Consider the following 14,785-nt stretch of genomic DNA (forward strand, 5'->3'; position numbering starts at 1 on the left):
AGAGGCCTAGGACACCGCCCTTTCACGGCGGTAACAGGGGTTCGAATCCCCTAGGGGACGCCACTTACTTTTGTAAGTACCAAACTCGTATAGTAAGAGTATAAACAACTAGTCCTAGTGACACATTTAGTGTCCCCTTCGTCTAGAGGCCTAGGACACCGCCCTTTCACGGCGGTAACAGGGGTTCGAATCCCCTAGGGGACGCCACTTACTTTTTAGTAAGTACCAAACTCATATAGTAAGAGTATAAACAACTAGTCCTAGTGACACTTTCAGTGTCCCCTTCGTCTAGAGGCCTAGGACACCGCCCTTTCACGGCGGTAACAGGGGTTCGAATCCCCTAGGGGACGCCACTCTTCTCACTAGTACCAATTCATTCAATAACACTCATTTTTTCCCATTTCTATTCTTGCTCATATTTATCGATCTTAAATATCAATATTTTAATGAATTTTTTCATATATTTCATTTACTTAAATTATTTGATTTAAAACAAGGTTAAGGCTTTATTAACAAGCTCAACTACGAAAAATGGGTTAGTATCGCGTTTTTTAGGTGAGTATCATGGCCAAAAGATGTACCGATTATACGGATAAGGAAAATGATTATCCGGTCTCTTATAACCTGCTGTCTACCACAGATACCAAAGGGCGGATCACATATGCAAATCAAAGCTTTTGTGATGTTGCTGGCTTTGAGCTAGGCGAGCTAGAAGGTCAGCCGCACAATCTGGTACGTCACCCAACCATGCCCAAAGCCGCCTTTAAAGATCTCTGGCAGTTTATAGGCTCTGGCAAGCCCTGGATGGGCATAGTCAAAAATCGCTGTAAGAATGGTGACCATTACTGGGTCAATGCCTATGTGACGCCAATCAAAGATCAGCAGGGTCAGACTGCTGAATACCAGTCAGTCAGAACCAAGCCTGAACGGGATGTCGTACAGCGGGCAGAAAACATTTACCAGCAGCTCGATAAGGGCGTTGATCCGACAAAACTAACGCGTTCGTCTATGTCTTTGTCTGTGCAGATGATGTTGATCCTGGTGGTGTCTTATATTTTGAGCATGGTATTTACCAGTTTGCCTGCGCCATGGAACTATATTCTGGAGACATTACTGCTAGCTGGCATACTTGCACTGACTTATCAGCGATTATCCCCGGTGCGCCGGTTGAGTGAGAAAGCCAAGCAAGTTTACGACAACCCGCTCATGCAAAAGATTTACCTTAATAAAGTCAATGATGTCGCGGCCATTGAACTGGCACTGCTGGCACGGGGGTCTGAATTACGCGCCGTACTTGGCAGGGTTCAGGATGCCAGCCAGCTGGTCGATCAGCACGCGCAGGCAACGGTGTCGGAATGCCACAGTAATACTGAGCTGTTGCAGGAGCAACAGAGCCAGACAGCATCTTTGGCTACGGCCATGAATGAAATGACCGCAGCGATTGCGGATATTGCCAGCAATACCAGCGATGCTGCGAACCGCTCTGAAGGCGCATTACGCTCGGTGCTGGATTCAAATTCTGTCGTGCAAGCAAGTATGCAGACCAACCGCACTTTATGCGAAGAGTTGAGCCGAACTCAGCGCGATATTGCACAGCTGAATGAACAAACGGTGCATATTGGCGGCGTTGTTGATGTGATCCGGGACATTTCTGAGCAGACCAATTTGCTGGCGTTGAATGCTGCGATAGAAGCGGCCAGGGCTGGTGAACAGGGCAGAGGGTTTGCAGTGGTGGCCGATGAAGTCAGAGCCCTGGCACAACGCACTCAGGACTCGACCAGAGAGATTGATGACATAGTTGCAGGGCTTAAACAACGCGCTGAACGTGCGGTAGAAGCCATTCAAAACGGAGTCGATAAATCCACTCAGTGTGTGGTGCAGGCGGAACAAACCAAAGAAAATCTGGCATCGATAGAGCACATGGTGAAAGATATTTCGGCGCTAAATTACGAAATCGCCACTGCAACAGATCAAATGTCGGGCGCCAGTAATGAGATCAACGACAAAGCGGTCAGTATCTCTGGGCTGGCGAATGCATCAATGCAAAGTGCAGACAACACCACAGCAGCGATGCGAAACACAGAGCAGGCACTGGCAGATCAAGCGGCACTGGTTGATCAGTTCCTGTTGAGGCTAAGTCGATAGTGCAGAAACATTAAAAAAATGTGAATAGTTCATTCCTTGCTGGTATGATTTCGCTTGGGTAATTTATGTGGCAAAATCGCCGCTTTTGACCTGGATATGCACATAAAAATCACACAAAGGGATAATGAATGAGCAATTTACAGAAAACTTTAAAAACAGGTGCCGCAGCACTCGCCATAACCTTGGTTAACACGCAAGTGAGTATCGCAGGAGTGGATGGCGGTTATTTCTCCGGTAAAAAGCAAGACTGCGAGATCTGGCGAGACGTTGCGCCCTACAACTGGGCGAATACCACGCGTGGCAACCAGTCAATGATTTTCTATTGCAACCGCGGTGGTTATACCGTCACCACGGTTGAGTTAAAGATCAAGCGTCTGAGTGATAACACCGTTGTGTTTCGTGAAAAAAGAAAACAAAACCTCACGTCAGGATATGGTCACGGTTTCTATCCTGACCTGAGCGCCAATATCAACGAAGAATACAGAATGGAACTGGATTATACCTTCGTAAAATTGAAGCACGGCAAGCCGGTCTGGGATAATAAAAAAACCAAAACCTGCAAACGTACTTTCACCCCAACCAATGCTAATTCGACGCGCGGCGAAGTATTCTGGTCAATCAAGAGTGCGGGCACGGCCTATCATAACAATGGCTGTCAGGGCGTACGCTTCGATATTCATTAAGCGCTACCTGGGGCTGGCGCAATAAGGTCAGCCTTAGCATTAAGGCCGGGATTTAATGATGAAAGCAAAATACCTGATGATCAACATGTTGTGCTTTATGCTCGGCTTTCTTGTGGCTGCCGTGCTACTGCATAAAGAAGTACCTCATCACGATACCCCAGTAGGCGACATTGAAAGCCCCGACACTATACCTGCACCTCAGGCAGAGGACCGCTCACTGCCATTAAACCTGGAACAACCAGTCCCCGAAAAACGGCTTTACACCAGTGCTTCGCCCGCACCCCCAGTGCGCAATGATGAACCTGCAAACAATGACGAAAACAAGGCCAGGCTACTTTCAATAGCGCAGGAAATAGGGTTAGACAGCGGTATTTACCCGGATCTGGCTGGTTATCCCAATCAGGATATTACCAGACTCATTGAACAGCATCTGCTGACAAATCTGCGTGCTTCACAGGGCGATGTGTATGCTCAGTTTGATGAGGTAGAGCATTATCTGGAAGCCATACCACAGATTGCCTCCGTGCAATTTTTTACTGATTTACTGACACAAGCTGAGCACAAAGGTGAGCTGTCTCAGAGTTTTGCTATCCACCTTATAGCGCAAAGCGTCGAGCAGTTTGAACCAGGCACAGAGCCGCTCAGCCAGATGCGGGATATTGTCGCTACAGCCCGGCACAGCGAGCGTGAACTGGTACGTCTGAGTGCCTTGGAGTCTCTGGCAACAATGAGCGCGGATCAGGCACAACTAAAGCGCCTGCTCGAACAGTTTCAGGCTGATGAGTCTGCGGTGATACAGGCAAAAATTACGCTGCTTAATTATCATATGACACTGACAGATAAGTTAAATAGCCATTGATCCTGCGTTTTACCTCTCGCAATGCGGTACTTTAAAGCAGCCAGGCAATCAGGCTGGCCGCCAGGCAGTAATAGAGCATGGGAACCAGGGTGTAGCGAATAATATCCCCCTCTTTGCCGTGCAGGCCGACAACACTGGCGGCGGCAACCACATTCACCACCGCAATCATGTTGCCACCATTCGCGCCGAGCATCTGCAAGGCCAGTACTAGCTTCATCTCAAGCCCCGCTTCTGCCGCCAATGCTTGCTGAAAACTGGCAAACATCAGGTTAGAAAAGGTCGCCGAACCCGCGATAAACGCCCCCAACGCGCCCACTAAGGGCGCGATAAATAACCACAGATCACTCAAATGTATGGCAACCGTCTCGGCCAATGCCATGGGCATAGCTGGGAGGGCGGCGTTGTTGACGTCAGAGTGAAGAAAGATACGCACCATAGGCACCGATGCACTCAGCGCAATCAAAGAGGGGAATAACATACTGATATTGTTGTTCAGGGCTACGCGCAGCTGCGCCATCTTGCCATTTTGCAGCCAAAGTGCAATGAGCGCGGTCACAACAAACACACTGCCAGGGAGGTACAGGGGCATCACATTCACAGAAATGGCTGACCCCAGGATCTGATCCCATTCAAAGTTCACGCTTTGCAGCATGGCCTTAAAAGGTAGCGCAGGGATCCGGGTCAGCACCAGGAGTGTTGCAACCAAGACGTATGGTAACCAGGCTCTGAGTAAGCCCAGTGAGGGGACGTGCGTCTCTTCTACTTGAGGTGCTGTTAAGGCTTCGGATTTTGGCAATAAGAACCCTGTGCGTGCTAAGGGGCAGACGATGGCCAATCCTGCCATCGCGCCCAGTACAGAGGGAAATTCCGGCCCCAGAAACCAGGCGACGCTATAGGCGGGCAGGGTAAAAGCCAGCGCACTGAAAACGGCAAAAGGCGCCATAACGAACCCGGCGCGCCAGCTGGGTGAGTCGCTGAAAAAGCGGCAATACAGCACAACCATAATCAGAGGCAGCAGGGCGGCGGCAATAATATCAATACCAATGGCGGTTAAGGCAATGTGCTTAACGTCGGCGTAATCGATATTGGTCGCATCCTGACCAATCCCGACAATCGCCGGTGTGCCAACGGCACCAAATGAGACCGCACTGGAGTCGGCCACCAGTGCCAGCACCACGGCGCTCAGGGGTGTAAAGCCCAGGGCAACCAGCAAAGGGGCGGCAATGGCGGCAGGTGTACCAAACCCCGCGGCACCTTCCAGAAAACTGCCAAATAGCTAGGCAATGATGATCAGCTGCACCCGTTTGTCGGGGCTTATCCCGGCAAAGCCGTGTTTAATAGTATGGATAGCGCCGGTTTGCTGCTGCACTTTCAGTAAAAAAATCGCGCCGAAAACAATCCACACTATGGTCAGGGCGATGACCAGCCCTTCCAGTGTGGCGGCGGTGATATGCCCTAAAGGCACCTGCCAGATAAAATAAGCCGATAAAGCAGTCACCAACAGGCTAAATGGTATTGCTCGCTTAGCAGGCAGTCTGAACAGGACCAGCAGGATAAATACGCTGAGAATAGGCACCAGGGCCGTGAACAGTTGTGGTAGCGTCATCAGAGTTTAAGAAATCCATTACTTAATGAGATGAGCTTAGCATGCCAATAAGACAATGAATATGCAGTTTATTACTGAACAGCCATGGTCTTATTGGCGCAATAGGTTAGCCAGAGGTTTTTTCTTTAAACTCACACAAGTCTTCAATAATACAGCTGCCACACTTAGGCTTTCTGGCCACACAGGTGTAGCGGCCCAGCAAAATCAGCCAGTGATGGACATCCACTTTGAACTCCTTGGGGACTACCTTTTCGAGCTTTTCTTCAACCGCAACCACATCTTTGCCCATGGCAAATTTGGTGCGGTTTGATACGCGAAAGATGTGGGTATCGACGGCGATAGTGGGCCAGCCGAAGGCACAATTGAGCACCACGTTGGCGGTTTTGCGACCCACACCGGGCAGGGCTTCCAGCGCTTCGCGATTCTCCGGCACTTCGCCACCATGCTGTTCCATCAGGATATGGCACATTTTGTAGACGTTGTTGGCTTTGGAGTTAAATAAGCCGATGGTTTTGATGTAGTCCCTGAGGCCATCCACACCCAGATCAATAATCCCCTGTGGTGTGTTAGCGACTGGGAACAACTTACGGGTGGCTTTATTCACGCTCACGTCTGTGGCCTGGGCTGATAAAGTGACGGCGACCAGCAGCTCAAACGGTGAGGTGTACTCCAGTTCAGTTTCCGGGTTAGGGTTGTCATCCCGCAGACGGGTGAGAATTTCGAGTCGTTTTGCTTTATTCATAGTACTTACTTGCTGTTGATCCTATCTGAACCTGGCGGGAGAGTGACGGCTCTCCCGCTGCGCATTAATCTAAGCTGGTGACCCGAGCTCGGGGGGCTTTTTCCGGGCTGGCGACGGGCTCAGCCTGGGCCTCTTTACGTGCATCAATGTAGTTTTTGGCAGCGATGATTAACCCCAGTCCTAAAAAGGCACCCGGTGGTAAAATGGCCACCAGAAACTGACTGTCGAACTCGATGACTTCGATGCGCAGTGCGGTTGCCCAGTCACCGAGTAACAGGTTGGCCCCATCGAACAGCGTGCCCTGACCAATCAGCTCGCGCATGGCACCCAGTAATACCAGTACAGCACCAAACCCCAGCCCCATCATGATACCGTCCCACGCAGACAACAGGGGCGTATTTTTTGAGGCATAGGCTTCAGCCCGGCCGATGATGGCACAGTTGGTCACAATCAGCGGAATAAAGATCCCAAGTGACTGGTACAGACCAAAAGTGTAGGCGTTCATCAACAGCTGCACTATGGTTACAAAGGCGGCGATGATCATCACAAATACCGGGATCCGGATATCTTTAGGCACCCAGTTTCGTACCAGGGAAACCGTGACATTAGAGCCAACCAGTACCAGCAAAGTAGCCAGCCCCAGACCCAAGGCATTGGTGATGGTGCTGGTGACGGCCAGCAACGGACACAGGCCCAGCAACTGCACCAGAGCCGGGTTGTTTTTCCACATGCCTTCGTGGGCGAGTTGTTTAAATTCACTCATCGGTTGCCTCCTGACAGTGGTTTGGTTCTGCGAAGAGCGTGTCAAAATTACTGCGAACGTACCAGGCTGCGGCATTCACGCTCTGAACGACGGCGCGCGGTGTGATAGTCGCACCGGTGAACTGGTCAAACTGCCCGCCATCTTTTTGGACATTAAAGGCCGGGTCTTTTTGCCGGGTTACGGTCGTACCGCTGAAACGGGTTATCCAGTCAGATTTTGCCAGCTCGACTTTATCGCCAAGACCAGGCGTTTCTTCATGGCGTGTGACGCGTACACCGGCAATTTCACCTGTGTTATAGACAGCGCTCAGAATGTCGATATTGCCGCTATAGCCACGAGGCGTAATATGTTGCACCAGTAAGGCAACGGGATCCCCCTGTAAACGCGCTCGGTAGATTATATGGGGGCCGTTCGGGCCCAATTCTGGCGCGCTGCTCAAGGTGCAATCCAGGTAGAGCTCATTATCATATTGTGCTTCGGGAATGACCTGAGTCAGTAACTGCATCAGGTGGCGTTGCTCCTGCTTGGCTATTTCTGGCGCGGTAAAGCTTTGCACCAGTGCCACACTGCCGGTAGTGGCCAGTGCAAAGGCAGTCAGGATCAGGCCGTTCTTTTTCATTGATGACAGGATCATGAGCTTGCTCCATGCCCGTATGTACGAGGCTGCGTATAATAATCAATCAAAGGCACCGCCATGTTCATGATCAGCACAGCAAAGGCGACGGCGTCCGGGTAACCACCAAAATGACGGATCAGATAAACCAGCAGACCGATCAGCGCCCCATAAATCAAGCGGCCGCGATTAGTGGTACTGGCCGACACCGGATCGGTAGCAATGAAAAATGCCCCCAGCATAGTGGCACCGCTGAGCAGGTGGAACAGTGTTCCTGCCTGTGTGGCAGGGGACAGCGCGTAACCTAAGCCGCTGCACACGGCCAGTGTCACGATAAAAGCGACCGGGATATGCCAATTAATGACTCTGGTATTTAGCAGGTACAGGCCGCCCAGCAGATAAGCCAGGTTAACCCATTGCCAGCCCTGCCCGGCGTAGTCGCCAAAGGCAGCATTATTGCTGGCCTCAAGCACGGTCAGATTTTGTGATACGGCCGTTTTGACATGATCCAGTGGTGTGGCTGACGTGGTGCCATCAACCACCTGGCGGGCTTCAGCCAGTGGGACGCCCGACAGGGTTTGTTCGATAAAAATCAGTGCCAGCTGATCCAAAGCTGACAGCGGCGTTGCCTGTATCTCGATAATGGGTGTCCAGCTGGTCATTTGCACCGGAAATGAGATCAACAGTAAAACGTACGCAGCCATAGCTGGATTGAACAGGTTAAAGCCCAGGCCGCCATATAATTGTTTGACGATGACAATGGCAAACACACAGCCAATCACAGTGATCCACCAGGGCGCCAGAGGCGGAATGCTCACGGCAAGCAGCACAGCGGTCAGCCAGGCACTGCCATCACTGAGCGTTGGCCATGCAGGTCGGCCACGCAGTTTCATCATCGCGGCTTCGCTGAGACTGACTGTCAGCAGTGCCAGTACCAGCTGGAACACAGTGCCTGGACCAAAAAAGTAACTTTGCGCCAGGATGCCGGGGATACAGGCGGCGATGACCGTCAGCATCAGGCGGCTGAGGGTTTTGTGGCTGTGATTGTGGGGCGATGAAGCCATGGTTAATTTCATGACAGATCATTTCCTTCTTGGTCTTTGGCGGCGGCCTGCTTTTTAGCTTTTGCGCGCGCCACAGCGGCTTTAATCGCCGCCTGACGTTTTTCTTCGGCGCTCAGGGGCGCATTATTCGCGGGCGATTCTTGCTCAGGCGCTGAGCTGGCCTGCTCTATATCCGCTTGCTGCTCGGCTTCTTTCGCGGCTTTTTTTGCTTTAGCGCGGGCAATCGCGGCGGCTACGGCGGCTTTACGGGGATCTTCCGGTTCAGTGGCGGCTTCCTCGTGTGCTTCTGTTTCCGCCTGCTGCTCGGCTTCTTTTGCGGCTTTCTTTGCTTTAGCGCGGGCAATCGCGGCAGCCACGGCGGCCTTGCGCGGATCGTCCGGCTCAGCGGCGGCATTGTCAGGTTCAGCGTCTACTTGCTGCTCGGCCTCTTTTGCGGCTTTCTTTGTTTTAGCGCGGGCAATCGCAGCAGCCACGGCGGCCTTGCGTGGATCGTCCGGCTCAGTGGCGGCTTCCTCGTGTGCTTCTGTTTCCGCCTGCTGCTCGACTTCTTTTGCGGCTTTCTTTGCTTTAGCGCGGGCAATCGCAGCAGCCACGGCGGCCTTACGGGGATCTTCCGGTTCAGCGTCTGCCTCGACGGGTTGTGCCTCGTCTGGCTGTTCAGTTTCTTTGGCTGCTTTTTTCGCTTTGGCGCGAGCAATGGCTGCGGCGACGGCGGCTTTACGCGGATCGTCACTTGCTGCGGGCGCTGTTGCTGAAGATTCCGTTGCGTCGTTTTGTTGTGCTGCTTTTTTGGCTTTAGCACGGGCAATCGCAGCGGCAACGGCATCTTTACGTGAGCCTGCTCCGCCTGCGTGCATTTCAGGTGTCGCTTGCGTGTCTTTTTCAGCTTTGTACTGACGTGCTTTTTCTTTGCGCTTAGCACGCTCCAGTGCCACTTCTGAATTATCCGGCTCCAGCGTGCCATCGGCCGATTTTTTAGCTTTGGCCCGCTCAATTGCGGCTTGTACAGCAGACTGGCTGTCTTTTTTCTGCTTGACGCGTTCCATTGCGGCGCTGACTTTATCGCTTTGCTCTGCACTGCGAGTATTGCTGCGCGCTGAACGTTTATGGCGATTCTGCCGCTCTTCCTGCTCCCGCTCTAGGCGCTCTTTACGTGCCTCAAAACGCTCCTTTGCACGCTCCGCTTTCACTTTTTCCAGTTTCTGTTCGCGGATCTCGGCTTTGGCAACCCGGTAGTACTGCACCAGTGGAATTTCACTCGGGCAGACATAGGCACAGGCACCACATTCAATGCAGTCGAACAGGTTGTGCTCTTCCAGTTTGTCGTACTCTTTGCCTTTGGCGAACCATTGCAGCTGTTGCGGCAGCAGGGTTTGTGGGCAGGCGTCGGCGCAAGCGCTACAACGAATACAAGCCTGTTCAGAGCCTGCAACAGCCAGCTCCTGGTTATCAGGTGCAAGAATACAGTTGGTGGTTTTAACCACCGGAATACGTACTGTTGGCAGGGTAAAGCCCATCATAGGTCCACCCATGATGACACGCTGTTCGGATACAGGTTCAAAGCCCTGACAGGTAAGTAAGTGTTTAATCTCGGTGCCGAGCAGAGCCCAGACATTTTGTGGTGTCTGGATAGTATTTCCGGTCACCGTTACCACACGCTCGATCAGCGGCTTGCCTTTACATACGGCTTCGCTGACGGCAAACAAAGTACCGACGTTCTGTACCAAGACACCAACATCGGCAGGTATTCCACCACTGGGCACTTCCTTTGAGGTGAGCACCTGGATCAGCTGTTTCTCACCGCCGGACGGGTACTTGACGGGCAGGCCACGGACCAGGATCTTATCGTTGTGAGCCGCTGCGGCGGTCATTGCCTGAATGGCTTCAGGTTTATTGGTTTCAATGCCCACCAAAACGTATTGTGGACACAGCAGGTGCTGCATAATTTCGATGCCCTGCACAATTTGCTCGGCATGTTCACGCATCAGCAGGTCATCGGCAGTGATGTAAGGCTCACACTCTACGCCATTAACCACCAAAAATTCGACGGGTTTATGCCTGGCACTGTCGGCTTTGACATAAGTGGGGAAGCCGGCGCCGCCCATGCCGGCAATACCAGCATGGTGGATAATGTCGATCAGTGCCTGGTTATCGAGTTGGGTATAATCGGCCACCGGGCTCAGCTCGCACCATTGGTCCTCACCATCGGGGGTCAGAACGATGCTAAGCTCAGGTAAAGCGGAAGGGTGCGCCGATGGCATCGGCTTGATGTCGCTGATCACACCGGACGTTGGGGCGTGTACAGGCAGTGACCAGTTTGCGCCAGGGCGGGTGAGCGGCTGCCCTTTACGCACGGTGTCTCCTTTGTTGACCAGCAACTGGCCGTTGGCACCTATGTGTTGTTTCAGAGGTAGCACCAGATAGTCGGGCAGGGGAATACGACCAATACTCGCCTGATTTGACACAGATTTTTGTTCCGGAGGGTGGATGCCGCCGGGAAACTGCCACAATTTACCGTGTTCAATTTGTTCAAGTAAAGTTTCCACTTAAACCTCTTAGTCGATTTGCTTCACGGGAATGGCATCAATCTGCCATTTCCAGGTTTGTATGGTTTGTGCCACCGGGATCATATCAATACAATCGACAGGGCAGGGGTCTACACACAGGTCGCAGCCGGTACATTCATCGGCAATGACGGTGTGCATCTGACGGGTTGCTCCGACGATGGCGTCAACCGGGCAGGCCTGAATACACTTGGTGCAACCAATGCACTCATCTTCGCGTATGTAAGCAACCTTTTTAATGGGTTCAGCTTCTTCGCCTCCTGCCAATGGTTTGGCTTCAACACCCATTAAGTCTGCCAGTTTTTTCACCGTTGCTTCGCCACCAGGTGGACATTTATTGACGTCATCTCCGTTAGCAATTGCTTCTGCATAGGGACGACAGCCGGGATAGCCACACTGACCACATTGGGTTTGTGGCAAGATGGCATCTACCTGGTCAACAATGGGGTTGCTTTCCACTCGATACTTTACGGCTGCGTAGCCGAGAATAAGGCCAAATATCAGCGCCAGTGCGCCAATGGCTATCAGTGCATAAAACAGTGTCATCTTAGAACTTCACCAATCCAGAAAAACCCATAAAGGCCAGTGACATCAGTCCGGCTGTGATCATGGCTATTGAAGCGCCTTTAAACGGCGCTGGCACATCTGCAATGGCCAGTCGCTCTCGCAGTGCAGCAAATAACACCAGTACCAATGAAAAACCCACCGCGGCACCAAAGCCATACACAGCAGAACCGATAAAAGTGTGGTCATTTTTGATATTCAGTAGCGCAACACCTAACACCGCACAGTTGGTGGTGATCAGTGGCAAAAAGATGCCGAGTAGACGGTATAAGGTTGGGCTGGTCTTGCGGACCACCATTTCTGTAAACTGCACCACCACAGCAATCACCAGAATAAAGCTCATGGTGCGTAAGAAGGTGAGATCCAGGGGCAATAAAATGTATTGGTTGACCAGGTAACTGGTCACGGATGCCAACGTGAGTACGAATGTCGTTGCAAGTGACATACCTATGGCGGTTTCGAGTTTACCCGAGACGCCCATAAACGGGCATAAGCCGAGGAATTGCACCAAAACAAAGTTATTTACCAGCACTGTGCCAATAAGCAACAGAATATACTCTGTCATGCTTGCCCCTTAGTGTGAATGATTTTACAGAGAACCAGAATAGACTGAGAATTCTAACAATTTCGGGCCAGAGATCACAGTATTTAGCCGGGTGACTGAGGGGAAAGTTTGTTAAAAATGGCTAGTAAAGTTGACAATAGGGCATTGGGCTTGCCCTATTGTCATCAGAGTATTAAATTTCTTTTGGCTTTTCGATGTAATAACCCTGCACGCCGTCCAGGCATAGGGTTTCGACAATGTGCTTTTCTTCCTGACTTTCGACCCCTTCGGCAAACACACTGACCCCAATACGGTGGGCCAGGTCGACCATCAGTCGCATGAAGTACTGGTTGTTCTTGTCTTCTTCAAGGCCACGGGTATAGCTGGCGTCCATCTTAATAAAGTCGGGTTTCAGGTCGCGGAAGAACTTGAAGGAAGTGAGTCCAACACCGAATCGCTCAACGGTAATACGGGCGCCAACCCGGTGCACCATGTCGATAAAGCGTTTACTGGCTTTAATATTCTGCTGCAGGCCGAATTCACTGACCTCAAAGATAAGCTTAGAAGCCAGATTGGCTTCTTTTAACAGTCGACGTTCAAGCCAGATGACAAACTGATCACTGTGTGCACTGGAGGCTGTGACATTGATGCCAAAGAACTTTTCATTGAAATTGCGCGACTTAATCATCTCGATTGAGGTATCGATGATAAGCTGGTCGATTTCCACCGCCATATCCAGTTTTTCGGCCATTGCCAGGAATGAGGCGGTTGGCAGCATCTGTCCGTCTTCGGTTTTAAAACGCGCCTGTATTTCAGCGTAGGCTTTAACATTTTTGCCAATCGGCATGATGTTTTGCATCATCAGCATCACGCGGCGGCTTTCGATGACTTCACGGATGACACGTCGCCAGTTTTGGTTGCCAAATCCGGCACCGACGTTGTTCACCAGATCCGTTTCGCGCTGCAGGTGCCAGGCGTTTGCTTGCTTACTTTGTGCCATACTCATGGCATTGTCCACGACGGATAGCAGCTCGCCCAAAGGTTTACCCGATTCGTAAGGCACAATACCGGTATTGGCAACTGAACTTAATTCCTGGTTTTGCTGATACTGAGTGAACCTGGCTTGCAGAGTCTCACCAAAACGCTCAGCTTCTTTAGACGGAATATTTGGCAAAATCACAGCAAAGTCAGAGCTGTTAAGACGGAATACCTGGCTACCTGTATACGTGCCGCTAACATGTTTAACTATGTCGGCAATGCCTTTTATATAAAGATCACCCTTTTGGTAACCCCGGGTCTGGTTGATCATTTGTAGTTCACTGCAGCGTACCATAGCCAGAGAGCCAAAGCTTTTATCGCTCGCGGATTCAATCTGATGTTCATAGTACTCAACAAACATATTGCGGTTGCCAAGACCGGTCACCACATCCTTATAAGCTTCTTGTTTGATGGACTGAGCTGCCGATTTAATGTCTTCCTGCTTGCTCTTTAAAAAGTGTGCCAGCCGGTTGAAAGAGGGCGCCAGTTCAGCACCCAGCTCAGCGACTTTATTGGTATTAAAATCCTGATCTATGCTTTCGGAGACCTGATTTTGAGTAATGTAGATATCAACGGCATCAGCAACGGTCATGCTGACATTACGATTGAGCTTGCGATAAATGGTCTTCATATAGAAGATAGGGAAAAAGGCCATCAGTGCAGAAACAATAATCATGAAAATCAGTGCTTGCTGTAATAGCTGTGCCTGACTCTGTACATTGATCAGAAACTCAATTTTTATGTCTTTGCTGGTATTAACCGCAAATTGTGGTCGGACTGAGTTCATGGTTTCGGCAATGATGCCCGCTAGTACTGGCATTTCGCTTTGTGTATTGATATTTAGCACGGTCTGCCCGGCAAAATCGCGGACAATAAAAGAAGAAAAAACATTGCCACTACCCAAAGACAAGCGTATGTGCTCTGGTGTGACATCCGCCATGGTTTTTTCCTGAATATAGTTACTCACCATGCTCTGTGCATTTTGCTGGGCTCTGCTGACGGCATTATCAAAGCTACTTGCAATCAAGAAGCTACCAAGCGCAGAAAAAACAATCCAGGAAATGAGCTGGAGAAATATGAGTTTTTTAAAACCTGCCATTGTTATTCATCTACCTGAAAGTGGGATTAAATTCCGTTCGTCGACTGACTTGCATCAACAGCTTTTTTGAGGAGTGAAATAGCCGCCTAGAATGCCTGTAGGGTAGAGCATTCATCGTAAAAAGTCTAATATATTCGAACAATTGCCAAAAAGTTATAAAGGGATAATAAAGATAACTTGGAAGAGAATAGAGAGTTGGCTCCCCCTCCCCGACTCGAACGGGGGACCTGCGGATTAACAGTCCGTCGCTCTAACCAACTGAGCTAAGGGGGAACAAAAATGACATTACTCTAAATGGCTCCCCCTCCCCGACTCGAACGGGGGACCTGCGGATTAACAGTCCGTCGCTCTAACCAACTGAGCTAAGGGGGAACTTCTAGAGTAAAACGATAAGCCACTAAAAATTGGCTCCCCCTCCCCGACTCGAACGGGGGACCTGCGGATTAACAGTCCGTCGCTCTAACCAACTGAGCTAAGGGGGAATCGTTTATATTGAAAGAT

At 50.8% G+C, this 14,785-nt stretch carries 11 protein-coding genes, 5 tRNA genes and 1 pseudogene; 5 read left to right on the forward strand and 12 right to left on the reverse strand.

Annotation, left to right across the window (positions count from 1 at the left end; translation table 11 throughout):
* The first annotated feature begins 131 nt into the window (after positions 1 to 131).
* The 5 genes from MHN33_RS22330 (at position 132) to MHN33_RS22350 (ending at position 3,687) form a co-directional block, all read left to right on the forward strand.
* Positions 132 to 207, forward strand: a tRNA-Glu gene (locus MHN33_RS22330).
* 70 nt (positions 208 to 277) lie between these two features.
* Positions 278 to 353: transfer RNA gene (locus MHN33_RS22335), tRNA-Glu, on the forward strand.
* Between the two features lie 211 nt (positions 354 to 564).
* Positions 565 to 2,145 carry a PAS domain-containing methyl-accepting chemotaxis protein gene (locus tag MHN33_RS22340; RefSeq protein WP_239401509.1) on the forward strand — a complete coding sequence of 527 codons (1,581 nt, stop codon included), beginning with the start codon at positions 565 to 567 and terminating at the stop codon, positions 2,143 to 2,145.
* A 128-nt stretch (positions 2,146 to 2,273) separates the two neighbouring features.
* Complete coding sequence (locus tag MHN33_RS22345) at positions 2,274 to 2,828, forward strand: hypothetical protein (protein WP_239401511.1); 555 nt, start codon at positions 2,274 to 2,276, stop codon at positions 2,826 to 2,828.
* A gap of 55 nt (positions 2,829 to 2,883) precedes the next feature.
* Positions 2,884 to 3,687 (forward strand): hypothetical protein, encoded by an 804-nt coding sequence (locus MHN33_RS22350; RefSeq protein WP_239401513.1) that lies wholly within the window; start codon positions 2,884 to 2,886, stop codon positions 3,685 to 3,687.
* A 31-nt stretch (positions 3,688 to 3,718) separates the two neighbouring features.
* Here the strand turns inward: MHN33_RS22350 and MHN33_RS22355 are convergent.
* The 12 genes and pseudogenes from MHN33_RS22355 to MHN33_RS22410 form a co-directional block, all read right to left on the reverse strand.
* Positions 3,719 to 5,293: pseudogene (locus tag MHN33_RS22355) on the reverse strand (L-lactate permease).
* A 106-nt stretch (positions 5,294 to 5,399) separates the two neighbouring features.
* The gene (gene nth, locus MHN33_RS22360; protein ID WP_235410944.1) at positions 5,400 to 6,035 is read right to left on the reverse strand and encodes an endonuclease III; all 636 of its coding nucleotides are present in this window, start codon (positions 6,033 to 6,035) and stop codon (positions 5,400 to 5,402) included.
* Positions 6,036 to 6,099: 64 nt separating this feature from the next.
* Positions 6,100 to 6,798: an electron transport complex subunit E gene (locus tag MHN33_RS22365; RefSeq protein WP_239401515.1), complete on the reverse strand. Its 699-nt coding sequence runs from the start codon at positions 6,796 to 6,798 to the stop codon at positions 6,100 to 6,102.
* Positions 6,791 to 7,432 (reverse strand): electron transport complex subunit RsxG, encoded by a 642-nt coding sequence (rsxG, locus tag MHN33_RS22370; RefSeq protein WP_239401517.1) that lies wholly within the window; start codon positions 7,430 to 7,432, stop codon positions 6,791 to 6,793. Before rsxG ends, MHN33_RS22365 begins: the two co-directional genes overlap by 8 nt.
* Positions 7,429 to 8,487 (reverse strand): electron transport complex subunit RsxD, encoded by a 1,059-nt coding sequence (gene rsxD, locus MHN33_RS22375; RefSeq protein WP_239401519.1) that lies wholly within the window; start codon positions 8,485 to 8,487, stop codon positions 7,429 to 7,431. Before rsxD ends, rsxG begins: the two co-directional genes overlap by 4 nt.
* The gene (gene rsxC, locus MHN33_RS22380; protein WP_239401521.1) at positions 8,484 to 11,021 is read right to left on the reverse strand and encodes an electron transport complex subunit RsxC; all 2,538 of its coding nucleotides are present in this window, start codon (positions 11,019 to 11,021) and stop codon (positions 8,484 to 8,486) included. Before rsxC ends, rsxD begins: the two co-directional genes overlap by 4 nt.
* A 9-nt stretch (positions 11,022 to 11,030) precedes the next feature.
* Entirely contained in the window at positions 11,031 to 11,585 is a 555-nt protein-coding gene (gene rsxB / locus MHN33_RS22385; protein WP_239401523.1) for an electron transport complex subunit RsxB, read from the reverse strand.
* Between the two features lies 1 nt (position 11,586).
* Positions 11,587 to 12,168 carry an electron transport complex subunit RsxA gene (gene rsxA / locus MHN33_RS22390; protein ID WP_239401525.1) on the reverse strand — a complete coding sequence of 194 codons (582 nt, stop codon included), beginning with the start codon at positions 12,166 to 12,168 and terminating at the stop codon, positions 11,587 to 11,589.
* 172 nt (positions 12,169 to 12,340) lie between these two features.
* A complete protein-coding gene (locus tag MHN33_RS22395; protein WP_239401527.1) occupies positions 12,341 to 14,284 on the reverse strand; it encodes an EAL domain-containing protein in 1,944 nt (647 codons plus the stop codon).
* Positions 14,285 to 14,480: 196 nt separating this feature from the next.
* Positions 14,481 to 14,557: transfer RNA gene (locus tag MHN33_RS22400), tRNA-Asn, on the reverse strand.
* A 22-nt stretch (positions 14,558 to 14,579) separates the two neighbouring features.
* Positions 14,580 to 14,656, reverse strand: a tRNA-Asn gene (locus MHN33_RS22405).
* Positions 14,657 to 14,689: 33 nt separating this feature from the next.
* Positions 14,690 to 14,766: transfer RNA gene (locus MHN33_RS22410), tRNA-Asn, on the reverse strand.
* Positions 14,767 to 14,785: the final 19 nt, after the last annotated feature.

Origin of the sequence: Pseudoalteromonas sp. OOF1S-7, assembly GCF_022347765.1 — a bacterium.
Taxonomy (GTDB): Bacteria; Pseudomonadota; Gammaproteobacteria; order Enterobacterales; family Alteromonadaceae; genus Pseudoalteromonas.

Bases quoted from the DNA above. Each gene is read 5' to 3' on its own strand.
- MHN33_RS22365 (WP_239401515.1), bottom strand. From the start codon at position 6,798: ATGAGTGAATTTAAACAACTCGCCCACGAAGGCATGTGGAAAAACAAC.
- MHN33_RS22345 (WP_239401511.1), top strand. From the start codon at position 2,274: ATGAGCAATTTACAGAAAACTTTAAAAACAGGTGCCGCAGCACTCGCC.
- MHN33_RS22395 (WP_239401527.1), bottom strand. From the start codon at position 14,284: ATGGCAGGTTTTAAAAAACTCATATTTCTCCAGCTCATTTCCTGGATT.
- MHN33_RS22350 (WP_239401513.1), top strand. From the start codon at position 2,884: ATGATGAAAGCAAAATACCTGATGATCAACATGTTGTGCTTTATGCTC.
- rsxA (WP_239401525.1), bottom strand. From the start codon at position 12,168: ATGACAGAGTATATTCTGTTGCTTATTGGCACAGTGCTGGTAAATAAC.
- rsxB (WP_239401523.1), bottom strand. From the start codon at position 11,585: ATGACACTGTTTTATGCACTGATAGCCATTGGCGCACTGGCGCTGATA.
- MHN33_RS22340 (WP_239401509.1), top strand. From the start codon at position 565: ATGGCCAAAAGATGTACCGATTATACGGATAAGGAAAATGATTATCCG.
- nth (WP_235410944.1), bottom strand. From the start codon at position 6,035: ATGAATAAAGCAAAACGACTCGAAATTCTCACCCGTCTGCGGGATGAC.
- rsxG (WP_239401517.1), bottom strand. From the start codon at position 7,432: ATGATCCTGTCATCAATGAAAAAGAACGGCCTGATCCTGACTGCCTTT.
- rsxD (WP_239401519.1), bottom strand. From the start codon at position 8,487: ATGAAATTAACCATGGCTTCATCGCCCCACAATCACAGCCACAAAACC.